General features: G+C 56.6%; 29 protein-coding genes. 21 read left to right on the top strand and 8 right to left on the bottom strand.

Annotated elements, in window-relative coordinates:
• The first annotated feature begins 23 nt into the window (after window positions 1-23).
• Complete coding sequence (gene zinT / locus UTO39_RS03075) at window positions 24-665, top strand: metal-binding protein ZinT (protein ID WP_061098225.1); 642 nt, start codon at window positions 24-26, stop codon at window positions 663-665.
• A 46-nt stretch (window positions 666-711) separates the two neighbouring features.
• Here the strand turns inward: zinT and ydeE are convergent, their stop codons facing one another.
• Entirely contained in the window at window positions 712-1,905 is a 1,194-nt protein-coding gene (gene ydeE / locus UTO39_RS03070; RefSeq protein WP_266178035.1) for an efflux MFS transporter YdeE, read from the bottom strand.
• 194 nt (window positions 1,906-2,099) lie between these two features.
• Between ydeE and eamA the strand changes: the two genes are divergently transcribed.
• Complete coding sequence (eamA, locus tag UTO39_RS03065) at window positions 2,100-2,999, top strand: O-acetylserine/cysteine exporter (protein WP_253541985.1); 900 nt, start codon at window positions 2,100-2,102, stop codon at window positions 2,997-2,999.
• 38 nt (window positions 3,000-3,037) lie between these two features.
• Here the strand turns inward: eamA and marB are convergent, their stop codons facing one another.
• The 3 genes from marB to marR are packed head-to-tail and all read right to left on the bottom strand — an operon-like array spanning window position 3,038 to window position 4,126.
• Window positions 3,038-3,256 (bottom strand): multiple antibiotic resistance protein MarB, encoded by a 219-nt coding sequence (gene marB, locus UTO39_RS03060; protein WP_028013138.1) that lies wholly within the window; start codon window positions 3,254-3,256, stop codon window positions 3,038-3,040.
• 33 nt (window positions 3,257-3,289) lie between these two features.
• Window positions 3,290-3,670: an MDR efflux pump AcrAB transcriptional activator MarA gene (marA, locus tag UTO39_RS03055; protein WP_008502237.1), complete on the bottom strand. Its 381-nt coding sequence runs from the start codon at window positions 3,668-3,670 to the stop codon at window positions 3,290-3,292.
• A 21-nt stretch (window positions 3,671-3,691) separates the two neighbouring features.
• The gene (marR, locus tag UTO39_RS03050; protein WP_028013139.1) at window positions 3,692-4,126 is read right to left on the bottom strand and encodes a multiple antibiotic resistance transcriptional regulator MarR; all 435 of its coding nucleotides are present in this window, start codon (window positions 4,124-4,126) and stop codon (window positions 3,692-3,694) included.
• Window positions 4,127-4,382: 256 nt separating this feature from the next.
• Here marR and UTO39_RS03045 point away from each other — a divergent pair, with 256 nt between their 5' ends.
• Window positions 4,383-5,048: a MarC family NAAT transporter gene (locus UTO39_RS03045; RefSeq protein WP_061098222.1), complete on the top strand. Its 666-nt coding sequence runs from the start codon at window positions 4,383-4,385 to the stop codon at window positions 5,046-5,048.
• A 27-nt stretch (window positions 5,049-5,075) separates the two neighbouring features.
• Here UTO39_RS03045 and UTO39_RS03040 read toward each other — a convergent pair whose 3' ends face one another.
• On the bottom strand, window positions 5,076-6,272 hold the full coding sequence (locus UTO39_RS03040; protein ID WP_320726434.1) for a sugar transporter: 1,197 nt from the start codon (window positions 6,270-6,272) through the stop codon (window positions 5,076-5,078).
• 177 nt (window positions 6,273-6,449) lie between these two features.
• Between UTO39_RS03040 and UTO39_RS03035 the strand changes: the two genes are divergently transcribed.
• The 3 genes from UTO39_RS03035 (at window position 6,450) to UTO39_RS03025 (ending at window position 8,633) form a co-directional block, all read left to right on the top strand.
• Complete coding sequence (locus UTO39_RS03035; RefSeq protein WP_320726433.1) at window positions 6,450-7,238, top strand: PhzF family phenazine biosynthesis protein; 789 nt, start codon at window positions 6,450-6,452, stop codon at window positions 7,236-7,238.
• Between the two features lie 26 nt (window positions 7,239-7,264).
• Window positions 7,265-8,059: a PhzF family phenazine biosynthesis protein gene (locus UTO39_RS03030; protein ID WP_320726432.1), complete on the top strand. Its 795-nt coding sequence runs from the start codon at window positions 7,265-7,267 to the stop codon at window positions 8,057-8,059.
• Between the two features lie 91 nt (window positions 8,060-8,150).
• Entirely contained in the window at window positions 8,151-8,633 is a 483-nt protein-coding gene (locus tag UTO39_RS03025; protein WP_061098218.1) for a GNAT family N-acetyltransferase, read from the top strand.
• On the opposite strand, the gene ptrR is transcribed toward UTO39_RS03025, so the two are convergent.
• Window positions 8,587-9,465, bottom strand: a complete 879-nt coding sequence (gene ptrR / locus UTO39_RS03020) for a putrescine utilization regulator PtrR (protein ID WP_063438018.1) — start codon at window positions 9,463-9,465, stop codon at window positions 8,587-8,589. The two genes, UTO39_RS03025 and ptrR, sit on opposite strands and share 47 nt — an antisense overlap.
• Window positions 9,466-9,563: 98 nt before the next feature.
• Here ptrR and sad point away from each other — a divergent pair, with 98 nt between their 5' ends.
• From sad to UTO39_RS02980, 8 genes are all read left to right on the top strand, one after another.
• Entirely contained in the window at window positions 9,564-10,952 is a 1,389-nt protein-coding gene (sad, locus tag UTO39_RS03015) for a succinate-semialdehyde dehydrogenase (protein ID WP_320726431.1), read from the top strand.
• Between the two features lie 107 nt (window positions 10,953-11,059).
• Entirely contained in the window at window positions 11,060-12,649 is a 1,590-nt protein-coding gene (locus tag UTO39_RS03010) for a methyl-accepting chemotaxis protein (RefSeq protein ID WP_320726430.1), read from the top strand.
• A gap of 62 nt (window positions 12,650-12,711) precedes the next feature.
• Window positions 12,712-13,638: a glutaminase B gene (gene glsB / locus UTO39_RS03005; RefSeq protein WP_028013148.1), complete on the top strand. Its 927-nt coding sequence runs from the start codon at window positions 12,712-12,714 to the stop codon at window positions 13,636-13,638.
• Entirely contained in the window at window positions 13,638-14,000 is a 363-nt protein-coding gene (locus tag UTO39_RS03000) for a DUF4186 domain-containing protein (RefSeq protein ID WP_320726429.1), read from the top strand. The genes glsB and UTO39_RS03000 overlap by 1 nt, the downstream gene beginning before the upstream one ends.
• A 163-nt stretch (window positions 14,001-14,163) precedes the next feature.
• Complete coding sequence (locus UTO39_RS02995; RefSeq protein ID WP_320726428.1) at window positions 14,164-15,129, top strand: sensor domain-containing diguanylate cyclase; 966 nt, start codon at window positions 14,164-14,166, stop codon at window positions 15,127-15,129.
• A gap of 82 nt (window positions 15,130-15,211) precedes the next feature.
• Entirely contained in the window at window positions 15,212-15,739 is a 528-nt protein-coding gene (locus UTO39_RS02990) for a GNAT family N-acetyltransferase (RefSeq protein WP_320726427.1), read from the top strand.
• A gap of 106 nt (window positions 15,740-15,845) precedes the next feature.
• Window positions 15,846-17,297, top strand: a complete 1,452-nt coding sequence (locus UTO39_RS02985) for a tagaturonate reductase (protein ID WP_320726426.1) — start codon at window positions 15,846-15,848, stop codon at window positions 17,295-17,297.
• A gap of 200 nt (window positions 17,298-17,497) precedes the next feature.
• Entirely contained in the window at window positions 17,498-18,412 is a 915-nt protein-coding gene (locus UTO39_RS02980; RefSeq protein ID WP_320726425.1) for a bestrophin family protein, read from the top strand.
• Here the strand turns inward: UTO39_RS02980 and UTO39_RS02975 are convergent.
• Window positions 18,400-18,948, bottom strand: coding sequence for a GNAT family N-acetyltransferase (locus tag UTO39_RS02975; RefSeq protein WP_320726424.1), 549 nt, complete (start codon window positions 18,946-18,948; stop codon window positions 18,400-18,402). The two genes, UTO39_RS02980 and UTO39_RS02975, sit on opposite strands and share 13 nt — an antisense overlap.
• A 176-nt stretch (window positions 18,949-19,124) precedes the next feature.
• Between UTO39_RS02975 and UTO39_RS02970 the strand changes: the two genes are divergently transcribed.
• The 7 genes from UTO39_RS02970 to UTO39_RS02940 all read left to right on the top strand — a co-directional run bounded on the left by UTO39_RS02970 (window position 19,125) and on the right by UTO39_RS02940 (window position 25,730).
• A complete protein-coding gene (locus UTO39_RS02970) occupies window positions 19,125-20,087 on the top strand; it encodes a hypothetical protein (RefSeq protein ID WP_320726423.1) in 963 nt (320 codons plus the stop codon).
• The gene (locus tag UTO39_RS02965) at window positions 20,087-20,674 is read left to right on the top strand and encodes a hypothetical protein (RefSeq protein WP_320726422.1); all 588 of its coding nucleotides are present in this window, start codon (window positions 20,087-20,089) and stop codon (window positions 20,672-20,674) included. The genes UTO39_RS02970 and UTO39_RS02965 overlap by 1 nt, the downstream gene beginning before the upstream one ends.
• Window positions 20,675-20,742: 68 nt before the next feature.
• Window positions 20,743-21,183, top strand: a complete 441-nt coding sequence (locus UTO39_RS02960; RefSeq protein ID WP_320726421.1) for a GNAT family N-acetyltransferase — start codon at window positions 20,743-20,745, stop codon at window positions 21,181-21,183.
• 145 nt (window positions 21,184-21,328) lie between these two features.
• Window positions 21,329-22,324, top strand: a complete 996-nt coding sequence (locus tag UTO39_RS02955; protein WP_266178021.1) for an alpha/beta fold hydrolase — start codon at window positions 21,329-21,331, stop codon at window positions 22,322-22,324.
• Between the two features lie 44 nt (window positions 22,325-22,368).
• Window positions 22,369-23,109, top strand: coding sequence for a response regulator (locus UTO39_RS02950; protein WP_047368553.1), 741 nt, complete (start codon window positions 22,369-22,371; stop codon window positions 23,107-23,109).
• Window positions 23,106-24,404 (top strand): ATP-binding protein, encoded by a 1,299-nt coding sequence (locus UTO39_RS02945; RefSeq protein WP_253542002.1) that lies wholly within the window; start codon window positions 23,106-23,108, stop codon window positions 24,402-24,404. The genes UTO39_RS02950 and UTO39_RS02945 overlap by 4 nt, the downstream gene beginning before the upstream one ends.
• Window positions 24,405-24,539: 135 nt before the next feature.
• Complete coding sequence (locus UTO39_RS02940; RefSeq protein WP_320726420.1) at window positions 24,540-25,730, top strand: cytochrome c biogenesis protein/redoxin; 1,191 nt, start codon at window positions 24,540-24,542, stop codon at window positions 25,728-25,730.
• A gap of 6 nt (window positions 25,731-25,736) precedes the next feature.
• Here the strand turns inward: UTO39_RS02940 and tam are convergent, their stop codons facing one another.
• Window positions 25,737-26,495 (bottom strand): trans-aconitate 2-methyltransferase, encoded by a 759-nt coding sequence (gene tam / locus UTO39_RS02935; protein WP_061098203.1) that lies wholly within the window; start codon window positions 26,493-26,495, stop codon window positions 25,737-25,739.
• Window positions 26,496-26,569 lie beyond the last annotated feature (74 nt).

The following is a 26,569-nucleotide window of genomic DNA, read 5'->3' as shown; positions in this document are numbered from 1 at the left end:
TAAAACGGAATGAGGGCGTTACTTTGGCTGCACATATTGGGAAATTTGCCATGACTCTGGGGGCGCTGCTGGTCAGCGGCCAGCTGTTTGCTCACTCGCACGGCCATCAGATGACCGAAGCGGAACAGAAGGCGGCAAACGGCGTGTTTGAGGATAAAGACGTAAAGGACAGAGCGCTGTCCGACTGGGACGGCACCTGGCAGTCGGTCTATCCGTTCCTGCTGGACGGCTCGCTGGATCCGGTCTTCAAACAGAAAGCGCAGAAGGATAAAAGCAAAACCTTTGACGAGGTGAAAGCGTACTACCGCAAGGGATATGCCACGGACGTGGATGCCATCGGCATCGAAAATAACGTAATGGAATTCCACAGAGGCAAGGCGGTCAGCAGCTGTCAGTATGCTTACAGCGGCTACAAAATTCTGACCTACGCATCGGGCAAAAAAGGCGTTCGCTATCTGTTTGAGTGTAAGGATGCCGACAGCAAGGCGCCGAAGTTCGTGCAGTTCAGCGACCACATCATCGGGCCGAAAGCCTCTTCGCACTTCCATATTTTTATGGGCAACACATCCCACGAGGCGCTGCTGAAAGAGATGGATAACTGGCCGACCTATTATCCAAACGAGATGTACAAAGAGCAGGTGGTGGAGGAAATGCTGCACCACTGATGCGTTATTGCCGGGTGGCGGCCACGCCTTACCCGGCCTCTATTCTCTACGCCGCTTTGGGTGACTCGTTCCACGCCTTCACGCTCATTCCCCGCAAAATCATCAGCCAGGCAATGACGATGGCGACCATCATGATTGCAAACAGCGACCAGTGCGGCAGGTGGGTCAGGATAATGCCGGTGATCATCGGGTTTGCCGCCGCCCCGAGCCAGCCCAGCGCCTGCGCGGAAAAATAGCTCGCCTTCATCCCCGGCGGGGCGATGTTGTCGATCAGCATGTATTCACCCGGTGCGTAGATAATCTCACCCAGCGTAAAGATGGCGGCGGCGATGCCCCAGTAAATCAGGTTCTCCCCGGAGAGCATAAAGCCTCCCAGCCCCAGGATAAAAAACAGCGTTGCGGCGGTCATTAAAGGCCGAATATTGCTGGCGGAGATCTTGCGCCCCAGCGCGTACTGCAGGGTTACCACCACGGCGGCGTTAACGGGCAGCACCACGGCGACCACCTTCTGGGCAAAATCGCTGTCGGCATTGGCGGCCAGCACGTACTGCGAAATGCAGCTGGCGAACGATCCGCCCACGTAAGACGCGAGCAGGCCGGAGAGGGTGAACCAGAACAGGGCGCGGTCTTTCAGGAGCACCGACGGCTGCCAGGGCATCTTTTCCTCGGCGGTATCCAGCGCGACGCTTTTTTGCACGAAGAAATGAATAAACCCGAGCGGCAGCGCGGCGCAGAAGGCCGCCAGCCAGAACGGCAGCTGCAGGCTGTACATCACCAGCAGGGTGCCAATCGGCGGCCCGATCGTCCAGCCAATGTTCAGGAAGCTGTAGTTGAGCGAGAAGACGCGCGCTTTCTGGCTGGAGGTCAGCACGTCCGAGAACCAGGCTTTCAGCACCGTCGAAAAGACGGAATAGGCGCAGTTGATGAGGGAAAAGAACAGCACCACCAGGGTGACGTTATCCACCAGCGGGATTGCGACAAACCCGGCGATAAAAGCCACGATCGCGATCAGCATGTAGCGTTTTTTATCAAACTTATCGGCCAGAATGCCAAATCCCAGGCTGAACACCACGCCAACGGTCAGCGCAATCGTCAGGGCATAACCAATATTCTCGACGCTCATGTTAAACACGCGCGTGAGATAAATGGTCATGAACGGCAGCGTTGCCCCCCGACCGATGGTTAATAACAATGACGATGCCAGCAGCGCTGCGGTTGAGCGCCTGAGAGATGGTTTCATTTTCCTGCCCGACGGTTGCTTATGCTTTTTTTAGACGTGTGTTAACAGGATTACCATGACATAAGGGGCTTGTATAGCACCCGATTTATCCCTAAGTGCTTCAGCTGCCTGCCAGAAATAATGATCTTCTCGCGGCACACTTTTTTCTGTTACCTTGAAGTGTTAACAAATTATTAATAATTCAGGGGCAGGGTATGACGCGTAAAGACGGACTGCTGGCGTTGCTGGTGGTCGTGGTATGGGGGCTCAATTTTGTGGTCATCAAGCTGGGATTGCACAACATGCCCCCGCTGATGCTGGCCGGTTTGCGTTTTATGCTGGTGGCGTTCCCGGCGCTCTTTTTCGTCGCCCGTCCGAAAATCCCGTTGAAACTCCTGCTGGGCTACGGTCTGACCATCAGCTTTGGCCAGTTCGCGTTTCTCTTCTGCGCCATCAAGTTCGGCATGCCGGCCGGTCTTGCCTCGCTGGTGCTACAGGCGCAGGCGTTCTTTACCATCATTCTAGGCGCGTTCGTTTTTGGCGAACGTTTACAGGGCAAACAGCTGGCGGGGATAACGCTCGCGGTGTTTGGCGTGCTGGTGCTGATTGAAGCCAGCTTGAACGGTCAGGATGTGGCGCTGCTCGGGTTTATGCTCACGCTGGCGGCGGGGCTGAGCTGGGCGTGCGGCAATATTTTCAACAAGCTGATTATGCAGCACGAGGCGAGGCCTCAGGTGATGTCCCTGGTGGTCTGGAGCGCACTGATCCCGATAATCCCGTTTCTGGCGGCGTCGTTTATTCTGGATGGCCCGGAGGTGATGCTGAAAAGCCTGGTCGAGATCGATCTGACCACGATCCTTTCTCTTATCTATCTGGCGTTTGTCGCCACCATCGTGGGCTACGGGATCTGGGGCTCGCTGCTGGGGCGCTATGAGACCTGGCGCGTCGCGCCGCTGTCTTTGCTGGTTCCGGTGGTGGGGCTTGCCAGTGCGGCGATACTGCTGGATGAAACGCTGAGCGCGCTGCAGTTGCTCGGTGCCGTGCTGATCATGGCCGGTCTGTACATCAACGTGTTTGGCCTGCGGGTTCGCCGGGCGGCGCGGGTAAGGGGATAGGGCATAAAAAAGCCCCGCATCTGCGGGGCAAAAACGAATCAGAGGCCGTGCTGATTATAATAAGGCACGCCTAATTCGTCGGATTTGTCGCTACCAGCACCCATGTGGTTGAAATCATAAGGCGACTGGTCATGTGCTGACGGCAAAATCATCGTGTCATGATTATTTTGCTGCGTTGCACCTGGGGTTTGCTCCGCGAAGGTCTGGCTGGAAAACAGCACCAGCAAGGCGAGGGCGGCGGAGGCGGTAACTTTCATTTTTTCCTCGGTTACGTCTTTTACAGGCGATGATTAACTACAGTGTTTTAACGGATACAGGTAACGGGATTCACCCGGCACGCTGGTGATTCGGTACTTATGAGGCGGCACGTCAAAATAGTTCTTGAACGTACGCGTGAGGGTTTGCTGTGATTCAAATCCGTAACGCTCCGCCAGATAAAGGATCGGTTCATTGCTTTCTTTCAGCTTCTGGGCAATTTCCGTCAGCTTGCGGCTGCGAATATATTGACCTAATGAATGACCGGTCTCTTTTTTGAACATCCGTTGCAGGTGCCATTTGGAGTAACCTGAACGCTCTGACACTTTTTCAAGGGAGAGCGGCGATTCCAGGTTATCTTCGATCCAGTCCAAAATGCTATGAATAGTGATAGCGTCAGTATTGCGTCTGGACATCGTCATACCTCTTTTTTCTGTTTACGGCAGTATTTTCTTCAGCAAAAGCTCAAGGGTTGCCACTTCATCTGCCGTTAAGTTTTTTGTTAGTTCCTGATGCAGTGTTTGTCCTACTAATTGATGACATTGCTCGCACATAGCCGCACCATCGCTGGTGAGCCTGACCAGTACGCCGCGTTTGTCATTCGGGTTAGGGCTTCGTTCTACCCATCCTTTGCAGACGAGACGATCGAGCATGCGGGTTAACGCACCCAGATCGACAGAGAGCACCTTTTTCAGCTCAACCGGCGTGATACACACTTCGCAGCGAATGGAACACAGCACTTTGAACTGTGTTGCGGTGATATCCAGCGGTGACAGGTAGTCATTGAGCAGGCGATCTTTTTTCTGGTTAACCATATGAATAAGACGACCCAGCGGAACAACGTCGTTAAAGATATCACTGGTGCTTTTCACAATGGTTGCCCTGGCAAGTAGTTTAATCACGGCAGATATTATTGCTCAGGCAAGTATAAGTCAACTGAATGAATCAGCCGATGCCACGAATTGCTAAAACGTTTCATGAACTCTTTTTGAAGGCTTTCAAATCATATAGATAACGACAGGTTATCTTTACCGGAAGAAAATAATCGTTACGTTGCGCGCATGGCTGAACGTCATGCTTTCACCCTATAATTGCGATGTTAAATGTGGATAAGGACAACGACGCACTATGTTGGATTTGATTAAAGCAATTGGGCTTGGGCTGGTGGTACTGCTGCCGTTGGCTAACCCGTTAACGACGGTGGCGCTTTTCCTCGGACTGGCAGGGAACATGAACAGCGCCGAGCGCAATCATCAGTCGATGATGGCTGCAGTGTATGTATTTGCCATCATGATGGTGGCCTATTACGCCGGGCAGCTGGTGATGAACACCTTCGGGATTTCCATCCCTGGCCTGCGTATCGCCGGGGGGCTGATTGTGGCCTTTATCGGTTTCCGCATGCTGTTCCCGGCGCAAAAAGCGCACGAGTCCCCGGAGGCGGCCAGTAAATCCGAAGAGCTGGAAACTGAGCCGAGCGCGAATATCGCTTTTGTACCGCTGGCTATGCCCAGCACGGCGGGGCCGGGTACCATCGCGATGATCATCAGCTCCGCGTCGACGGTGCGCGACAGCGCAACCTTCCCGGACTGGGTGCTGACGGTTGCGCCGCCGCTGATTTTTGCGATTATCGGGCTTACCGTCTGGGCGTCGCTGCGCAGCTCCGGTGCAATTATGCGCTGGGTAGGCAAAGGCGGTATCGAAGCCATTTCCCGCCTGATGGGCTTCTTGCTGGTCTGTATGGGCGTGCAGTTTATTATTAACGGCGTGCTGGAGATTATTAAGACTTATCATTGATGTGATTGCCGGGTGGCGCTGCACACGTCACCCGTGCTGCCCCTGTTCCTCCAGCGCCACCGGCCACTTGCGGAAGATGAGTACCGACCAGATCAGCGCCACCAGGGCCGGAATCGCCCCCAGATAGCCAATCGCGGACATCGACACGTGCAGGCTAATCTGATTGCCCACCAGCGCCCCCGCGCCAATCCCCAGATTGAATATCCCCGAGAACAGCGACATCGCCACGTCCGTGGCATCCGGCGCCAGGGCCAGGACTTTCACCTGCATGCCGAGACCAATAATCATGATCGCCACGCCCCAGAACAGGCTCAGGATCGCCAGCTGGCTTTCGCTGCCTGACGCAGGCAGCAGCAGCACCAGGCACGCCAGCAGCAGGCCGATGGCGCTGCTCACAAGCAAGGAGGCATGCTGGTTGCCCAGTTTGCCGAACAGCACGCTGCCAATAATGCCCGCGCCGCCGAGGATGAGCAGTAAGAGGGTGGCAAAGTTATCGCTAAAGCCCGCGACCACCTGCACAAACGGTTCAATGTAGCTGTACGCCGTGTAGTGCGCGGTGACCACGATAACGGTGAGCAGGTAGATACTCAGCAGCGCCGGGCGACGCATCAACAGCGGCAGGCTTTTCAGCGAGCCGGAGTGTTCGCTTGGTAGTTTTGGCAGCAGCTTAATCAGACACACCAGCGTCACCAGCGCGCCCATGCCGATGGCGAAGAAGGTGGTACGCCAGCCGAAGTACTGCCCCACGATGCGGCCAATGGGCAGCCCCAGCACCATCGCCAGCGCGGTACCGGTGGCAATCAGGCTCAAGGCCTGGGCGCGTTTACCCGCCGGGGCGAGCCGAATAGCCAGCGACGCGGTGATCGACCAGAAGACCGCATGGGCAAAAGCAATGCCGATGCGGCTAATGACCAGCACCGTAAAATTCCACGCCATAAACGACAGGACATGGCTGGCAATGAACAGGGCAAACAGGCCGATCAGCAGCCTGCGCCGCTCCATCTGGCTGGTCAGCAGCATAAACGGCAGCGACATCAGCGCCACCACCCAGGCGTAGATGGTCAACATAATGCCCACCTGCGCCGTTTCCATCTGGAAGCTTTCGGCTATGTCAGACAACAGCCCAACCGGAACAAATTCTGTGGTGTTAAAAATAAACGCGGCAATGGCCAGCGTGACCACGCGTAGCCACGCAACTCTGCGGGAAACTGTGTTCGTTGTCATAGGGATGTCGGAGATTCGTTGCTGGAAAGAAGAGGAGACGATCTTAAAACGACGAACGGCGAAAACTCAATCATTATGTGACGCAGATCTCAATATTTACCTTATGAAAGCGGTAGCCGGAGGCGCTGTTTTCATTGAATATAAAAGTACAACACAGCAAAAACGGGCGGTAAGACAATGCAGGAGATTGATTTTTATCTGGTAGATGCGTTCAGCGATACCTCGTTCGGCGGTAATCCCGCGGCGGTTTGCCCGCTGAACGAATGGCTGCCGGATGAAACGTTACTGAAAATGGCGCAGCAGCATAACCAGTCGGAAACCGCATTTTTCGTCTGCACGAAAGGCGGCATTGAGCTACGCTGGTTTACCACGCTCACTGAAGTCAATCTCTGCGGCCACGCCACCCTGGCCGCCGCGCACGTTCTGTTTAATGAACTCGATTACCCCGACTCGCGGATCCACTTTGATACCGCCTCTGGCCGCCTGACGGTCAGCCGGGAGGGAGAGTGGATGACGCTGGACTTCCCGGCGTGTCCGATCGGCGAAGAGACGCCGCCGCCGGAGATGCTTGCGGCGCTCGGTATCCGCGATTACGTTGAAGCCCGCAAAGGCCGCGCCTGGGTGATTGTGCTGGAAAACCGCCAGCAGGTTGAAGCGCTTGCCCCGCGCTTTTCGGCGATGACGCCGGGCGAGCATAAGGTGAGCGTGACGGCACAGGGCGAAGGGGAATATGACTTTGTCAGCCGCTTCTTCTCGCCGGGCGTTTCCGTTCCGGAAGATCCGGTGACCGGATCCGCGCACACGATGCTGATCCCCTACTGGAGAGAAAAGCTGGGGAAAACGGCGATGTTTGCCCGTCAGGTCTCGGCTCGCGGTGGGGATGTGCGCTGCGAGCTGAAAGGGGAGCGCGTATTGATGAGCGGTCAGGCGTCGTGCTACCTGAAAGGCACTGTGTATCTGCGCTAAAACTGATAACAAGAGAGGAAGAGACAATGCGGGAAATTGATTTTTATCTGGTGGATGCCTTCAGCGACAAAACCTTTGGCGGCAACGCGGCAGCGGTATGTCCTCTGGAAGAGTGGCTCCCGGACGAGACGCTTCTCAAAATGGCGCAGCAGCATAACCAGTCGGAGACCGCGTTTTTTGTGCGCACCGACGAAGGATTTGAACTGCGCTGGTTCACCACGCTGCATGAAATTAACCTCTGCGGCCATGCGACCCTCGCGGCATCACACGTTATTTTTGAGTATCTGGACTATCCGCATACGGAAATCCACTTTACCACGCGCTTCGTGGGCGAGCTGACGGTCAAACGCAGCGGCGACTGGCTGACGCTGAATTTCCCCGCGTGGTCGACGGAGGTCGTTGATAACCCACCGCCAGCGCTGTTTAGCGCGCTGGGCATCCCGGCGGCAAAAGAGGTGCGCGTCGGGCGAGACTACATCGTGGTGCTGGAGAGTCAGCGGCAGGTGGAGGCGCTAACGCCGGATATTGGCGCGATGGTTCCGCTGGATAAAATGGTCTGCGTGACCGCGCCGGGCGAGGGAGAATATGACTTCGTCAGCCGCTTCTTCTGCCCGGGCGAAGGGGTGCCGGAAGATCCGGTTACCGGGTCCACGCACAGCATGCTGATCCCCTACTGGAGTGAAAGGCTGGGTAAGACGTCGCTCAACGCCCGCCAGGTGTCGTACCGCGGCGGGGATCTTCGCTGTGAACTGAAGGGCGACCGCGTGCTGATTGGCGGCCAGGCCACGCTGTATCTGAAAGGGCGTATCTTCTTACGCTAGCCGGACAGGGCTATAAGTTAATACTATGAAGCACCCTGGCAGGGCTGCGCTATGTTGGAGTTGAGTCTAAAAAACAAGCAAGGAGCCTGCCATGTATTCCATTACCTCTGAATCTGCCCGTCACCCTGATATTCTCAAACTGATAGCTGCGCTTGACCGCTATCAGAGCGAACTCTATCCCGCTGAAAGCAATCATCTGCTCGATCTGGCTGCGCTGCCGGAGACGTCGCTCATCCTGATGATCGTCCGCGACCAGCAGCTACAGGCCGTGGGCTGCGGGGCCATCGTGCTCAACGGCGACGGAACGGGGGAGATGAAGCGGGTCTATATCGATCCGGCCCATCGTGGGCAGCATCTCGGAGAGACGCTGCTGGCCGCCCTGGAAGACGAGGCCCTGAGCCGTCACTGCCACACGGTACGCCTGGAGACGGGGATCAAACAACCCGCCGCGATTCGTCTCTATGAACAGTGCGGATACGATGTGCGTCCGGCTTTTCCCCCGTATGCTGACGATCCGCTCAGCCTGTTTATGGAGAAGGCGCTGGTTGAAGACGTTCGTTTAGCAGCGCTATGAACGCTTCCAGCTGGCGGGTCATCGCCCCGCGTCGCCACACCAGCCAGGTGGTGAGCCAGCGCCAGTTTTCCGCCAGCGGCCAGGCTTCAACCTGATGGTGGCCAGGCATACTCTCCAGCATTGAGCGCGGCATCAGCGCGATGCCCGCGCCCGCAATGACGCAGGCGAGCATGCCGTGATAGGACTCCATCTCATGAATGCGTCCCGGCGCGGCTCTGTCTGCATGAAACCAGCTCTCCAGGTGCCGGCGATACGAGCAGTTTGCGCGAAAGGCATAAACGTCGCTGCCGCTCACCTGCGCAGCGCGCGTCACCTCCGCCTGCCCGGCAGGGGTGACCAGCATCATCTCTTCCCGGTAGACCGGCATCCCCTCCAGCTCCGGGTGCGACAGCGGCCCGTCGACAAAGGCGGCGCTCAGGGTTCCCTCCAGTACGCCATCAATCATCGTCCCGGACGGCCCGGTAGAAAGGGCAAACTGGATGCGCGGATAGCGCTGGTTAAACTGCGCCAGCGTCTCAGGGATGCGCACGGCGGCGGTGCTCTCCAGCGCGCCGAGGGCAAAAAGCCCCTGCGGCTCATCGCCCGCGACGACCATGCGCGCTTCATCCACCAGCGCCAGGATCTGCCTGCTGTAGCGCAGGAAGTTATGTCCGGCGGGAGATAAGCGCAAACGCTGGTTTTCACGAATAAACAGTTCAACGCCAAGATCGGCCTCCAACTGGCGGATGCGGGTCGTCAGATTCGAAGGAACGCGATGCACCTTCTGCGCCGCCTGGGTGATGCTGCCCGTCAGCGCGACGGCGTTAAACATTTCAAGCTGTGTTAAATCCATAGCATTCTCGTTTCGTGAATAAGGTGGTCAGTATTATTCATTTTTAAGAAATAGCAGAGTGAGCCACACTTAATCAACCGAAACGCGTGGAGAACATCATGAAATATTCATCTGCTACACATGCTCTGTCCGTTAATCCTGCAACGGGCGAAACGCTCGCCTCGTATCCGTGGGCGACGCAGGAAGAGGTTGAACGTGCCGTCGCGCTGGCTGATGCGGGCTTTCGTCAGTGGCGGCGCGAAAGCGTAGCCCACCGGGCGCAGAAGCTGCGCGATCTCGGCGCCGCGCTGCGCGGCCGGGCGGAAGAGATGGCCCGGATGATGTCCCGCGAGATGGGAAAACCCATTCAGCAGGCGCGGGCGGAAGTGGCAAAATCAGCCGGTCTCTGCGACTGGTATGCCGAACATGGCCCGGCGATGCTGAATGCTGAACCCACGCAGGTCGAGAATCACAACGCGGTCATTGAGTATCGCCCGCTGGGTCCGATTCTGGCGGTGATGCCGTGGAACTTCCCGCTCTGGCAGGTGCTGCGCGGCGCGGTGCCGATCCTGCTGGCGGGCAACAGCTATCTGCTCAAACACGCCCCCAACGTGCTCGGCTCTGCGGAACTTATCGCGCAGATTTTTGCGGACGCCGGTTTTCCTGAAGGGGTGTTCGGCTGGGTGAACGCCACCAATGACGGCGTAAGCCAGGCGATTAACGATCGTCGCATTGCGGCGGTGACCGTGACCGGCAGCGTGCGTGCCGGGGCCGCCATTGGCGCGCAGGCGGGGGCGGCGCTAAAAAAATGCGTTCTTGAGCTGGGAGGCTCTGACCCGTTCATCGTTCTCAACGACGCCGACCTGGATCTTGCCGTGAAGGCGGCGGTAGCAGGGCGCTACCAGAATACCGGGCAGGTGTGCGCTGCGGCCAAACGCTTCATTGTGGAAGCGGGTATTGCAGATACTTTTACCCGACGCTTCGTTGACGCCGTCGCCGCGTTAAAGATGGGCGCGCCGGATGAAGAAGAGAACTACCTTGGCCCGATGGCGCGCTATGACCTGCGCGATGAACTGCATCAGCAGGTGCAGGCGAGCCTGGCTGAAGGGGCAACGCTGCTGCTGGGGGGAGAGAAAATCAGCGGTGAGGGGAATTATTACGCGCCAACCGTGCTGGCGAACGTCACCCCGTCAATGACGGCCTTCCGCCAGGAGCTGTTTGGTCCGGTTGCGGCCATTACGGTTGCGAAAGACGCGGCGCACGCCCTGGCGCTTGCCAACGACAGCGACTTTGGCCTCTCTGCCACGGTCTTCACCGCCGACGCAGCGCTTGCGGATAAATTCTCTCGCGAGCTGGAGTGCGGCGGGGTGTTTATCAACGGTTACAGCGCCAGCGACGCGCGCGTGGCCTTTGGCGGCGTGAAGAAGAGTGGCTTTGGCCGAGAGCTTTCCCATTTCGGGCTGCACGAATTCTGTAATGTGCAGACGGTGTGGAAGGATCGCGTGTAATTTTTTCGGCCCTCATCACGAGGGCCGTTGTCATTTATCTGCAATGGTTCTGTCATTTTCTTTTCGTAGACTCGCACGCGCTTAACGTCTTGTTACTGAAGAAAATTATGAACCTAACGCAAATTTTTCGTCGTATTGCGCAGCGTCTTATCCCTCGCCAGTTTGGCCTGCTGACGGGTATCTTTTGTATTATTGGCCTTTTCTCCGCGCTGCAGCTCTCCTCATCCTTTCTGCTGAACGCTTCCCTGAAGGAAGCTCAGCGCAATGAACGGCAAAACCTGCTGGCGTATCAGCAGCAGAGCAAGCTGGATCTGGCGCGCGTCTCCCTGCTGGCGGCGAGCGATCTGCTCAACCGCTCCGGCGTCTGGTTTATGCAGGATAAAGAGACCGGCTCGGAGGGAAGCTGGCACAGCCTGATGGACGACGCGCAAAAGTCGCTGGCGGTTTCTCAGCAGGCCTGGAAGGCCTGGCTGGCGCTTAGCCCGCCAAAAGATGAGGCGCTGATTAACAGCTATCAGCTTTTCTACGATGCCATTAAAGAGCAATCGGAAGCGCTTGTCAGAACCAACTCCATTGATGCCTTTTTTGCCGTGCCGGCGCAGGCGTTTCAAACCGACTTTAACGACAACTACGCGCGCTATCAGCAGGCCAGCGAGAAGCAGGCCATGCAGGGGCGTCAGGCATTGATGGCGCAGCTCTCCGGTCTGCAAACGCTGTTCCTGCTGGCGCCGGTGCTGCTGCTTGCCATCGCCGTAGCCGTCTGGTTCGGCATGTCCAGGTGGGTGATTACGCCGCTGCGTCGGCTTATTGCGCACATCAACCGGCTGGCCGCCGGGGATCTCTCCGGCACGCCGCCGAAGGTGATGCGCTTTAACCGGGAGACGGGACAGCTCAGCGACAGCGTTGCCACCATGCAGCGCGGCCTGCAGCAGCTGGTGACCCAGGTCAGCCACGCCACGGCCACGATGGTGGAGAACATTGGCTCCCTGGCGGAGGGAAACCAGAAGCTGTATCAGCAGTCGGCGCGTCAGGCCAGGGAGCTGGAGGAGGTCACAACGCATATCGCGGCGCTGGAAACCCACGTGGAAGGGAATACCGGCTATGCCCGGCTCGCCAGCTCGCGGGCGGATGAAGCGCGTCAGGCCGCGGTAGGAGGCGACCAGATGATGTCCACCGTGAATGCGTCCATGCAGGCGATCGTCGAGCGATCGTCAGAGATGCGCGGGATCGTGGCGATGATCGACAGCGTGGCGTTTCAGACTAACATTCTGGCGCTGAATGCCGCCATTGAGGCCGCCCATGCCGGAAACCAGGGGCGCGGGTTTGCCGTCGTCGCACGGGAAGTCGGGCTCCTGGCGCGAAAGAGTAGCCACTCGACGCAGACCATTCAGGAGCTGATCAACCGCTCCGTGCAGGGCATTGAAGACGGCTCCCGCGCCGTGAATCTGATGGAAGAGAATTTGCAGCAGGTTACCGGTCTGGTGGGCAATTTAAGCAGTTTGCTGAATGAAATCTCTACCGCCACGCTCAGTCAGGGAGAGAGCATTCACCAGATGACGCGCCAGCTTCAGGCGCTAAATCAGGTCTCGCGCCAGACGGATTTGCTGGTCTCTGACGCCTCGGAGGCCTCAGAACGCCTGCAAAAGCAGTCCGATCTTTTATTGCAGGCCGTTTCGCGTTTTCGTCTTAGTGCCTGACGCAATACATTAGCCTCTGTTATACTCGCAGCCCGTTTTAGCCTGAGGGCAAGGAGCAAAGAGTGGCTGCGGTCATCCATAATGAGATGCTGGACGAGATTCTGGCGCAGGTTCGTCCGTTATTGGGAAAGGGGAAGGTGGCCGACTACATTCCGGCCCTTGCCTCGGTGAGCGGGAATAAGCTGGGCATCGCTATCTGTACCATAGACGGACAGCGATACCAGGCAGGCGATGCCACGGAACGTTTCTCTATTCAGTCTATTTCTAAAGTGCTGAGTCTGGTCGCGGCGATGCGCCAGTACGAGGAAGAAGAGATCTGGCAGCGCGTGGGAAAAGATCCGTCCGGCCAGCCCTTTAACTCACTGCTTCAGCTCGAAATCGAGCAGGGTAAACCGCGTAACCCCTTTATCAACGCCGGGGCGCTGGTGGTCTGCGATATGCTGCAAAGCCGCCTCAGCGCACCGCGTCAGCGAATGCTTGAGATTGTTCGTCAGCTCTCGGGCGTGGATGACATTGCCTATGATTCGGTGGTGGCGCGCTCGGAGTTTGAACACTCCGCCCGCAACGCGGCTATCGCCTGGCTGATGAAATCCTTCGGTAACTTCCACAACGACGTGGCGACCGTGCTGCAAAACTACTTCCATTACTGCGCCCTGAAGATGAACTGCGTTGAGCTGGCCCAGACGTTTCTGTTCCTTGCGCACCAGGGGCACGCGCCGCATCTCGATCAGGAGGTGGTTTCCCCGCTTCAGGCGCGTCAGGTTAACGCTCTGATGGCAACCAGCGGCATGTATCAGAACGCCGGGGAGTTTGCCTGGCGGGTTGGCCTTCCGGCCAAATCGGGCGTTGGCGGCGGGGTGGTGGCGATTGTGCCGCATGAAATGGCGATTGCCGTCTGGAGCCCGGAACTGGATGAAACGGGAAATTCACTTGCCGGCGTGGCGGTTCTGGAGAAGCTGACCCAACGTCTGGGACGTTCCGTATACTGATGTCTGACCTGGATCCTCTCTTTTCCCGCCTGGCGCGATCGACGTTTCGCTCGCGCTTCCGCCTGGGCAATAAGGAACGACAGTACTGCTGGGACAAAGGCCCCGACACCATTGACCAGCATGCCGCCGATTTTGTCGCTAAACGCCTTGCACCAGCGCAACCGGCAAACGACGGCAAGCAGACGCCCATGCGCGGCCACCCGGTGTTTATCGCCCAGCATGCCACCGCGACCTGCTGCCGGGGCTGTCTGGCAAAATGGCATAACATTCCCCAGGGCGTGCAGCTGAGCGAGCAGCAGCAACATTATATCGTCAGCGTGATCCACCGCTGGCTGGTGATACAGATGAACGCCCAAAAATGATATTTAATGCGTTCTGCGCTTACCGCCTCCAGCCCGGTTGGCTGACGAGCAAATCGTCATAACGCATTGACGTGAAATGGATAGCGGCTTAACAGGATGTCGAACACTGACAATGTCTCTGTTTAAGCTACGCTTTGAGTAACGCTTTACGTCAGGAGACATTATGAAAGCACCTGCAACACCTGAAAATGAAATTGACAGACTTAACGCGCTGCGCGAATCGGGTCTGCTTGAGATTGACAGTTCCCCGGCGTTTGACCGCTTAACGCGTCTGGCAAAACGCTTTTTCCAGGTACCGCTGGCAATGGTCAACCTTATTGATGAGCATACGCTGATCGTTAAGTCGGCGGATGGGCAGGCACCCGATTCCGTTCCGCGCAACATCTCTTTTTGTGGCCATACCATCCTCACCGAAGCCCCGCTGATCGTCGGGGATATGCTTCAGGACGATCGTTTTGCGGATAACCCGCTGGTGGCCGGCGAACCTCGCGTGCGGTTTTATGCAGGCTTTCCGCTGCGCTTGCGCAACGGTGCAAGCGTTGGCTCGCTTTGCCTGATTGACTACGCACCGCGGGAGTTCTCAGCGGCCGATCTCGCCGTGCTGGGGGATTTGGGCGCGCTTGCTGAAGATGAGTTTGCGGCAATCAGCGCGGCGACCACGGATGAATTGACCGGATTATTCAACAGACGGGGCTTTAACCAGCTCGTGCGGTTTACGCTCTCCATCGCCCGACGCCGGGCTGAGCCGTTAACGCTCGGCTGGCTGGATCTGGATCGTTTCAAGGAGATTAACGATCGCTACGGGCACGAAGAGGGGGATAAGGCGTTAAAAACCATGGCGCAGCTGATGCGCTCCTCTTTCCGCGAAGCGGATCTGCTGGTTCGTTTCGGTGGCGATGAGTTTGCCGTGCTGTTTGCCGATACGGATGAGAAGGGCGCGTGGATTGCCATGCAGTATCTCGCCGAGCAGGTCGAAAACTACAATGCGCGCAAGCTACATCCGTGGTCGCTTCTGTTCTCCTGGGGGCTCAGCGAATTCGATCATAACGGCAACGACCTGCAGCAGTGGCTCAAAGAGGCCGATGAAAAAATGTATGCCATGAAGCAGCAGCGGCAGCGGGCCAGATGACATAATAAAAGCGTATGACCGTTTCGTTTGCGTTAATAAAATGTTAAATGCAAAGTGAGGGTATTCAACGTAAGGACAAAAAATGAATACCTCACTGCAAATCAAAAACCTCACCCGCGACGACATTCTCACCCATCTTGATGCGCTGGCCGAAATCCTCGAAAACTGCGTTAACGGCGGCGCATCCGTCAGCTTTATGCTGCCCTTTAACCTGGAGAAAGCCCGTTCATTCTGGCGCGGCATAGCTGACAGCGTAGGGCGCAACGAGCGCGTTGTGCTGGCGAGTATTGATCCGCAGGAGGGCGTCATCGGCACGGTACAATTGATTACCGACCAGCCGGAAAACCAGCCGCACCGTGCGGACGTGGCAAAGCTGCTTGTTCATGAAAAAGCGCGTCGCAAAGGAGCCGCAATGGCGCTGATGGAAGCGCTGGAAGCTGAGGCCCGGGCCAGAAACATTTCGGTTCTGGTGCTCGATACCTCCACCGGCAGCGGCGCCGAAACCTTCTACCAGCGCGCCGGCTGGCAAAAGGTCGGTGAGATCCCGCGCTACGCCCTGATGCCGGACGGCGCCATGACGGCCACGTCGGTGTTCTATAAATTCTTATAAACCGCGCCGGGGATTGATCGAAACAGGGTTTCTGGTCGTAAAGTTTTGATAAGTTATCGTACCAATCTTATCAGGCTGTATGACTAATCATAAAAGGAACCCTCTTGTGAACACGCTCAACCGTCGTGATTTTCCCGGTGCGCATTATCCCGAACGCATTATTCAGTTTGGCGAAGGCAATTTCCTGCGTGCGTTTGTCGACTGGCAAATTGACCTTTTGAATGAACATACCGATCTCAACGCCGGTGTGGTTATCGTTCGTCCGATTCAGAGCGACTTCCCGCCGTCGCTGAACGCGCAGGATGGTCTCTACACCACCCTCATTCGCGGCCTGAACGGGCAGGGTGAGGCGGTGAGTGAGAGCCGCCTTATCCGCTCTGTTAACCGTGAGATCGACGTCTACGCCCAGTATGATGCGTTCCTCAAGCTGGCCCATAACCCGGATATGCGCTTTGTTTTCTCAAACACCACCGAAGCCGGAATCAGCTATCACGCGGGGGATAAGTTCGACGATGCGCCTGCCGTCAGCTACCCGGCGAAGCTAACGCGCCTGCTGTTTGAGCGTTTCAGCCACTTTAGCGGCGCGCCTGACAAGGGCTGGGTCATCATTCCGTGTGAACTGATTGACTACAACGGTGACGCATTGCGTGAACTCGTGCTGCGCTATGCGCAGGAGTGGGCGCTGCCTGCCGCCTTTATCCAGTGGCTGAACGAGGCAAACCACTTCTGCTCAACGCTGGTTGACCGTATCGTGACCGGTTACCCGCGCGACGAAGTGGACACGCTTGAGGCCGAGCTGGGTTATCACGACGGGTTCCTGGACACGGCTGAACACTTCTATCTGTTTGTTATTCAGGGGCCTGAATCACTTGCCCGCGAGCTGCGTCTGAATCAGTATCCGCTTAACGTGCTGATTGTGGATGACATCAGGCCCTACAAAGAGCGCAAAGTCGCTATCCTGAACGGTGCGCACACGGCGCTGGTGCCGGTGGCGTTCCTGGCGGGGATGGATACGGTAGGCGAGGCGATGGATGATGCCGGGGTGTGCGCATTTGTCGAGAAAGCGATTTATCAGGAAATCATTCCGGTTCTCGATCTGCCCCGCGACGAGCTGGAGTCGTTCGCCAGCGCTGTAACGGGGCGTTTTCGAAACCCGTACATCAGACACCAGCTGCTTTCCATCGCGCTCAACGGCATGACCAAGTACCGCACGCGTATTCTCCCACAACTGCTGGCAGGGCAGAAGGCAGTGGGGCAACTGCCTGCACGTCTGACGTTTGCCCTGGCGGCACTGATCGCGTTTTATCGCGCGGAGCGTAACGGGGAGAGCTATCCTGTGCAGGATGATGCGTTCTGGCTGGAACGGTACCAACAGCTATGGGCGCAGCATCGCGATAATCAGATCGCTACCCGCGAACTGGTGCACGCCGTGCTGAGCGTGGAGGCGCACTGGGAGCAGGATCTGACGAAGGTAGACGGTCTCGTCGACCAGGTGACGCTGGATCTGGATGCCATTCTGCTGAAGGGCATGCGCGCGGCGGTGAAGCCGCTTTGCTAATCACGTGACCCGGCTTCGGCCGGGTTTAGAAAGGCATCACTTTAGTTACAACATACTATTTACCCAGTTTTTAAAAACAGATGCAGCACCGTGCGGTTTTCGTTCTTCAGGTGAGAAAATTCAATGTTCCGTTAACATGCTTGCAACCGTGAGGGGGATCACGTTTAATAGCCACGCTCTTTTCTTGCCTGAAACTCACTATGATCGTTCGTCCTAAACAGCACTGGCTACAACTGATTTTTGTCTGGCACGGTTCGGTACTTCCCAAAATCTATACCCGACTGCTGCTCAACTTCCTGCTTTCTATCGCCGTTATCCTGATGCTGCCGTGGTATACCTCGCTGGGCATCAAATTTACCGTGGCGCCGTTTAGCATTCTCGGCGTGGCGATCGCAATCTTTCTGGGTTTCAGAAATAACGCCTGTTATTCACGCTACGTTGAGGCTCGCCTGCTTTGGGGGCAACTGATGATAGCGGCACGCTCGCTGTTTCGCGAGGTAAAAAACACCTTGCCGGACGATAAGCACCTGGGGGAGTTTGTCCGCCTGCAGATCGCCTTTGCCAACTGCCTGCGCATGACCCTGCGCCGGGAAATGAACGCTGAGCAGCTCTCGCGCTACCTTGCACCGGACGTTTTAGCTCAGGTAATGGGCGCCAACTCGCCGGCAAACCGTATTTTACTGGTTATGGGGGAGTGGCTGGCCGTGCGGCGGCGTAACGGGCAACTCTCAGACATCCTGTTCCACAGCCTGAACAACCGTCTGAACGATATGTCTATCGTCCTTTCCGGCTGCGAGCGCATTGCGACAACGCCGGTGCCGTTTGCCTATACGCTGATTTTGCACCGCACGGTGTATCTGTTCTGCATCATGCTGCCGTTCGCGCTGGTTGTGGATCTGCACTACATGACGCCGTTTGTCTCGGCGCTGATCTCATACACCTTTATCTCGCTGGACACCCTGGCGGAAGAGCTGGAAGACCCGTTTGGCACAGAAGATAATGACCTTCCGCTGGACGCCATCTGCAACATGATGGAACGCGATCTGCTGCAGATGAACGACGAAGAGAACATTCCGGAAAGGCGGATGCCGGATAAGCACTATCAGCTAACCTGACGGGCGTTCCACTCGTCGCGGGTGATTTCCCACAGTTCGGAGTCTAGCATCCCGCTGACGTAGGCTTTCTTTTCCGTTCTGATAAGCCGCATCCCGCTGCTGTCTGAAATACGACGGGAGCGGCTGTTCGCGGCGGCCTTCGGCGCCCGCAAAACGGATTTGTTCAGCGTATTAAACCAGTAATCCGTCGCCGCTATGCTGGCCTCACGCATATACCCCTGTCCCTGAAACTCCGGCGCCAGCCAGAATCCGCGGTTATTATCGTCAACATCGTACAGGCAGATAATCCCCATCAACGCATCCGGCACCTCACGACGGCGGATGCTCCAGATCCAGGCTATCCCTTTTGCCATATCCGGCAGCGCGACGTTGTTGACATAATTTTCCGCACCGTTATCCGGGTAGGGCCAGGGCACGGAAGAGACCAAATAGCGGACGATCTCCCAGCGCGGATACAGCTTTTGAATCTGAACCGCATCTTCGGCAACCAGCGGTTTCAGCAGGAGACGTTCTGTCGTGAGGGTTGGTATCGTCATCTGCGGATCTCCGTATTTAAGCGTTATGTTTTTGTTTGCGTTCTGGTATTTTCACTTCTATCACATTCTATTTAGTTGCGTCGTAACTTATTTACTACCAAAATTTTGCTCTGCAGATCGTTCGATTACCGTCTGATTAGTTGGGCTAACCTACCCACAAACATAAGGAGTAATGTATGGTTTTTCCTGGAATGAATCCTGATACAAATCTACCCGGATATGATTATGCTCGCATGGCAGGTTTTGGGGCTGCGGATTTCGATTTCAAAGCACTGGGTTCCGCAATGGACTGTAATCGCGAATTCACACAGGCCGGGATCATTTATGCTGATGGAGCTCAACGATACCTGGTTCGTTCTGGTCAGCGTCATCCTAATGGTCAAAGCGGTATTGTTACCCATGTAATTGTAACTAAAACGAAGTCACAACCATCCACCTCCAGCGTAGGTAAATCCTTGACTGACGCTGTGGCATCTACATCTATGGGAACTGAACTTGCATCGACGGTATTATCATGTGGGGCGATGATTATCACTGGAGGTGTGATGCTTGCCGGTACGGCAGCAACTCCACTTACGGCAGGAGGCAGTGGTGTTTTAGTGGCAATTGGCTATGCAGGCACCCTTGCTACCGGATTGCAATGCGTTAATGGCCTTTATCGTATCTATGATTTGGTTGAAAACGGCGGTGAAAATGTTGCCTGGCTCGATTCGCAAGAATGGTACGTTGCCACCTCAACATCTTTGGATGTCATTTCGTTAGCAAGTGCAGGAGGGGCATTAAAAGAAGCTGTTTCCACCTGGCGAGCAATGAAATCAGTCTCCTCTTTGAAAGCCACAGAGTGGTTAAAAAACTATCCTCGGCAGGATCGTGCTCGTTTGACCGAACTGATAATTCGCGCGCAAAACCCAGGCATAAGTAACAAAGAAATCAAGGCACTTATACGCGCTGGTCTCTATCCCAAGCGCTTTCCAACCGGACCGGTTCAGATAGAACTAACACGTCAACTTGGACAAGTGGTTACAAGTGCCGCGGCATTTACAGGGAGTGCGGTGAGTGGAGTTGTTGCGTCGCCCGGTAACATACCACGGACGGGTAAATACATTATTGGTACCATTCAGTCGCTGGCGGTATTCTGATGAGCTTTCTGAGATTTTTAACCGGACGCGTATTCCAGGATCTTATGCAGCATGGCAAAGAGATAGAAGAGGCTGTTGCTCGTCGTGATACCCGCCTTTTAAACCATTCCACTCCCGAGCTGGAACGGTATTTTTCCCGGCCGCTCAGCGAGCTTCCGCGTCAAAATCCTTATCCGGTAGCGGCGCTGTTGCCTCTGTTTTTAGTGGCATTTGCGCTAAACCTTTTGCCTTTTCTCCACGCATTGCCGGGCCTATCGCCATTACATCATGCACTCAGTTTTTTCATACCATCATTAACAATGACAGGCGTGCTTATTGCGATAAGCGTACTTCTGGCCCGTGGGAAGACGTCTGGATTGTTGGGGTTTACGGCCTTGTTCATCATTCTGCTGATAGCGACCCTCGTTCAGGCGCTCCCTATACTGCTTTCTCATGACGGAAATCTTTGGCCACTGGTCATCGCATCTTTCGCTCTGCTACTTTGTCGGATGGTAATGAACAGCAGAGGCTTTGTGCTGTTTACGCTCTATTGTCGCACTCAGCGTCTTGCCAGACTGGCCCGCGAAATGCGGCTAAAAAGCCGTTAAAGAGGCGATATGATGGGGCTGATTTACGCTGTTTTGAAATGGCAATCGACTTGTAATGAGAGGAACGCATGGCTGTCACGGTAAGACCTCTACGCGAAGACGACTATTCCCAGTGGCGACCGCTGTGGGATGGCTATACCCATTTTTATGACTGCTACCTCGAGGAGTCCGTCACCGCATCAACATGGGAAAGGGCGCTCTCAGCGCATTCTCCGATGTTCTGCCGCGTGGTAGAGAAAGACGAAAAGGTCATCGGTTTCGCCATGTGTGTTCTGCACGAAGGAACCTGGTCAACCGCGCCCGTCTGCTACCTGGAAGATCTGTTTGTTGATGCTGCCGAGCGCGGCGCGGGAGCGGGTAAGGCGCTTATAGATGCCCTGATAGCGGAAGGAAAGCGCGAAGGGTGGTCAAAGCTCTACTGGGTCACCCGGGAGAACAACCCGGCACGTAAACTCTACGATCGGTACGGTGACGCAGACGATTACGTCCGCTATCGTCTCTCTCTTTAAGGTAACAGCGCCTGTGTTTGTATCACACTGTATCCGTGTTCCAGATACATACACAGGCTTGCAATAAACGCGTTTTCGCACATATCCGCTATACATTGAACTGTTGTTATAACCCCGTAAATTGTTCTCAACCGGAGATATCAACATGTTCAGCAAACTCGCTTACTCAACGCTTGCTCTCACCGTTTCCCTGGGCACCGTCATGTCCTGTCAGGCCGAAGCCACCGGCACGAACTTCGCGGCCGCTTTCGATCGCCCACAGCAAATCAACGCCGGCGATCTTAACGTCGGGTATGTCGACATTGGCCCGAAAGATGGCCAGCCGGTCATTTTGTTACACGGCTGGCCCTACGATATTCACAGCTACGCTGAAGTCGCGCCTGCGCTGGCGGCAAAAGGCTACCGCGTGATTGTGCCTTCTCTGCGCGGCTACGGTACCACGCGCTTCCTGTCGGCAAAAACGCCGCGTAACGGCCAGCCTTCCGCAATGGCGAAAGATATCGTGAACCTGATGGACGCCCTGAATATCAAGCAGGCGGTATTTGCAGGCTATGACTGGGGTGCCCGTACGGCGGATATCGTTGCGGCACTGTGGCCAGAGCGCGTCAAGTCGCTCGTTTCGGTGAGCGGCTATCTCATCAGCAGCCAGCAGATTGGTAAACAGCCGTTGCCGCCAAAAGCGGAGCAGCAGTGGTGGTATCAGTTCTATTTCGCCACCGAGCGCGGCGCTGAGGGCTATGCCAAAAACACGCATGACTTCGCCCGTTTGATCTGGTCGCAGGCCTCGCCGGACTGGAAATTTAGCGATGCAACCTTCAACGCCAGCGCCAAATCCCTTGATAACCCGGATCACGTTGCGGTGACGCTGAGTAACTATCGCTGGCGCTTAGGGCTGGAAAAAGGCGAGCGCAAATACGACGCCTACGAGCAAAAACTCGCCACGCTGCCGAACATCACCGTTCCGACGATCACCATCGAAGGCGGAAACAACGGGGCGCCGCATCCGGCACCGCAGGCCTACGCGGGTAAATTCACCGGTAAGTATGAACACCGTACCTTCGGCGCAACCGTGGGGCACAATCCCCCTCAGGAAGATCCGCAGGATTTCGTCAAGGCAGTTGTTGACGCTGACAAACTCTGAAATGTGCTATTTTCAGTACGTTACCCTTCGGTCTGGAGATTTCGGTGGAGCATATTGATCATATCCTTGTCGTCGATGACGACAGGGATATTCGTGAACTGATTATCGACTATCTCGTCAAGTCCGGTTATCGCGCCTCTGGCGCGGCAAACGGCAAAGAGATGCGTGTCGTGCTGGACAAACAGCATATCGACCTGGTGGTGCTGGACGTTATGATGCCCGGCGATGACGGGCTTACGCTGTGTCGGCAATTACGCGTCGGGAAATATAAAGATCTGCCCATCCTGATGCTGACGGCGCGCAACGAGGAGACGGACAGGATCCTGGGTCTGGAAATGGGAGCCGACGATTACGTCGTAAAACCTTTCGTCGCGCGAGAATTGCTGGCGCGTATCAAAGCGATTTTACGCCGTTTTCGCACGATGCCGCCCAATTTACAGGTGACGGAAGCAGGGCGGCTGGTGATGTTCGGCGAATGGCAGCTCGATACCGTTGCCCGACACCTGATCGACCCGGAAGGGGTGATTGTGGCGCTCAGCGGGGCGGAGTATCGCCTGCTGCGCGTTTTCCTTGACCACCCGCAGCGGGTGCTGACCCGCGATCAGCTGCTCAACCTGACGCAGGGACGCGACGCCGAGCTGTTTGAACGCTCAATCGACCTGCTGGTTAGCCGGGTTCGCCAGCGTCTGAATGAAGATGCCCGCACGCCCGCGTATATCAAAACCGTGCGCAGCGAGGGCTATGTGTTTACCATGCCGGTCACCATCAAAGAGGCTAACGAATGACGCTCTGGCCTCGCTCGCTGCTGGCCCGCCTGCTGATCGTCGTGCTGCCCGGCCTGTTGCTGGCCAATGCCCTGAGCCTGACGCTGGTCATGATTGAGCGAATGCACAGCGCCCGAACGGTGATGCTCGGTAATCTGGAATACGATGTCGCGACCAGCGTGGCTATCTTAGACCGCTTACCGGCCAGCGAGCGCGCGGCCTGGCTGCCGCGCCTTGAACGGGGTAACTACCGCTATATTCTGGGGCCGGGAGAGCCCGGCAACGCGCCGACGGACAAGCGTTCGCGGGACGCCATCCGAACCTTAAAAGCGACGCTTGCGGAACAGTACCCGCTCAGCTTCACCGCCGTTCCCGGCGCCATTTCACATATCCAGGCGCATCTCACGTTACATGATGGCGCGCCCCTGACCATCGACCTGATCCCTCGGATGCCGCCGGTCGCCAGCTGGCTGCCGGTTGTTCTTATTCTGCAGCTGCTCGTGCTGGCTGCCTGCTCCTGGATCGCCGTGCGCCAGGTGATACGGCCTTTTTCACAGTTTACCCGCGCGGTAGATTCCCTGGACCCGGCGGCCAATTCGCCAATGACGGAAAAAGGGCCGGTTGAGGTTCAGCGGGCAGCGCATGCCTTCAACGCGATGCAGGCGCGCATTCAGTCCTATCTCAGGGAGCGGGCGCAGATTCTGGCATCCATTTCGCACGATCTCCAGACCCCGATTACCCGTATGAAGCTTCGTGTTGAAATGGCTGAACAGCCTGACCTGCGCGACAAGCTCTTAAACGACCTGGATAACATGTCGCGTCTGGTGCGGGAGGGCATTGCGTATGCCCGGTCATCAGAATCACTGGAAGAGACCTCGCTGAAGCTGGAGCTGAATGCCTGGATAAACAGCATCGCCTGCGATTATCAGGACATCGGTAAAAACGTGCAGTTTCAGGCAGGCGAAAACCGTTTGCCCATCGTCACGCGTCCGCAGGCGCTTCGTCGGGTGATGACCAACCTGCTGGATAACGCCCTGAAATTTGGCGACTACGCCACCATTAGCATTGATGACTCGGCTGCCGGAGAGGTGGTCATTCACATCATCGACGGCGGGCCGGGGATACCGGATGCCGAGCTGGAGGCGGTATTACAGCCGTTTTATCGGGTGGAAACGTCACGCAACCGCGACACCGGCGGGACAGGGCTCGGCCTGGCTATCGCTGCGCAGCTCACCGCTCAGCTGGACGGAAAGCTAAAGCTGGCGAACCGCGCAGAGGGCGGGCTGGACGTTTCGATTACTCTCCCGCGCCGTTAATTGTACGGTTCTGTATCACCCGGCATGGGCGATACAGAGCCAGACAAAACCCACGCTTTTACACATATCCTGAACACATCCGCACGATGAAATAGCCTCACTGCAGCGTCGCAGGACTTGTAATGTGAGGTGTCTATGTTTCTGATAATTGCTTTCCTGGGCGGGATGATAAGCCTGCTCAGTCCATGTACGCTCCCGGTTATTCCTCTCCTGTTCGCCGGTTTTCAGGGGCAGCGGCGACAGATTCTGGCGCTGCTCGCGGGGATGATCGTCATGTTCACCCTGGTGGCGATGGTCGTCACCGTCGCCAGCGAGTGGATAGCAGAGGCAACTATCGTCGGGCGCTGGATCGCGCTTATCGTCCTGGCCATGGCCGCGCTGGCCTTAATTTTTCCGGCCTTTGCCCAGCGTATTGCCGGGCCGGCAGTGAGCGCGGGAAATGCCCTCAACACCCGAAGCGGGCAAACGCGCGGTATAGCATCGGCTTTTCTGGCCGGGCTTGCGGTCGGGCTGCTCTGGTCTCCCTGCGCGGGACCGATTCTGGGCGCCATTTTCAGCATCAATATTGCCGGACACTCGGCCATTGCCACAGGAGCCTTGCTGGCCGCCTACGGTAGCGGCTGCGCGCTGATGCTGGGTTTGCTCGTTTTCGGAGGCCGCACGCTGATGGCGCCGCTGAGAGCAAGATCGGCGCTGATGGAAAAATTACGTCAGGGGGCAGGCGTGGTGATGTTAGCGGCCGTCGTCTTTAACGCAACGGGGATGACGTCTGTTCTGCAGGGCGCAAACGGCGTCGCGGATCGTCTTGAAACCGCGCTGCTGAATCTGGCAAAACCCGCCACGCAACCGGCGAAGCTTCAGCCGGTCGTCATGACCGAGCCCAGCAGCCAGCTGCCTTCATTAAGCGGTGGAACAGGGTGGGTGAATGGTGACCCTGTCACGTCTGAGTCACTGCGCGGGAAGGTGGTTCTGATCGATTTCTGGACCTGGGACTGCATTAACTGCCAGCATACGCTTCCGCACGTGCGCGACTGGGCAACAAAATACCAGTCTCAGGGCCTGGTCGTCATAGGGGTACACACGCCTGAATACCCCTGGGAGAAACCGATCGCCTCGGTGAAAAATGCGGTCAATAAATGGCAGCTGCCGTACCGGGTTGTGACGGACAACAACTATCAGATCTGGAACGCTTTCGGCAATCAGTACTGGCCCGCGCACTACTATTTCGATGCTAAAGGCCAGCTACGCTATACCTCGTTTGGCGAAGGGAATTATGAGCAGCAGGAAAAGGTTATCCAGCAGCTGCTCAAAGAAGCCCGTTCATAGCGCCATTCAGGGCTGACGCTGGGCAACCATAAACAGCCGAGGAAAAGCCAGCAGTATCTGTCCGTTTTCCTGGAGCGGATACTGCTCCTCCAGCAGTTCATGGTAGCGTTCCAGGAAACGTTTCTGCTCGCTCTCGTTGAGTTCCTGGAGCCACGGGCGCAAACCGGTAGCGCTGACCCAGTCAATAATGGCCTGGTGCGAACTCATTTTATGGAAATAGGTTGTCCGCCAGATATCCACATCGCAGCCGGCCTCCGACAGGATATCGTAATAGGCATGCACGCCGGGCAGCGGCTCGCGGCCACGGTCCGGGTAGCCTTGCTCCAGCGCTACTTCGCGCATCGCCACATGCGTGGGCTCAAGCCAGTTGTCCGGCATCTGGATCGCCAGCACGCCATTGAGCGTGAGAAGTGACGCCAGGTGAGGCAGGAGATCGTAATGGTCAGGGACCCACTGTAGCGATGCGTTCGCATAGATGAGATTCAACGGCTGGCCTGGCCTGAACTGGCGGATATCGGCCTCAACGAACTGACAGTCGGGCAGTGCGCTGCGCGCCTCTTCCAGCATGGCAGGCGAGTTATCGACGCCGACGATCTGAGCTTTAGGCCAGCGATGCTGCAACAGCGCGGTGCTGTTTCCCGGCCCGCAGCCCAAATCGGCGATGGTGGCGACGTCACTCAGGGGAATTCTGGCAAGCAGCTCGGCGGCAGGGCGCGTTCGTTCAGCACCGTATTGCAGATAAAGCGAAGGGTTCCAGTCGGCCATCTTCAGATCTCCGTTTTGCGTGTTTCAGCAAGGATAGCACAGGCCGACACCTGCACCGGGACAGGCGTCGGAAG

Origin of the sequence: Enterobacter sp. 118C5, assembly GCF_034107645.1 — a bacterium.
Lineage (GTDB): Bacteria > Pseudomonadota > Gammaproteobacteria > Enterobacterales > Enterobacteriaceae > Enterobacter > Enterobacter nematophilus.
This window is presented reverse-complemented; position numbering and strand designations above follow the sequence as displayed.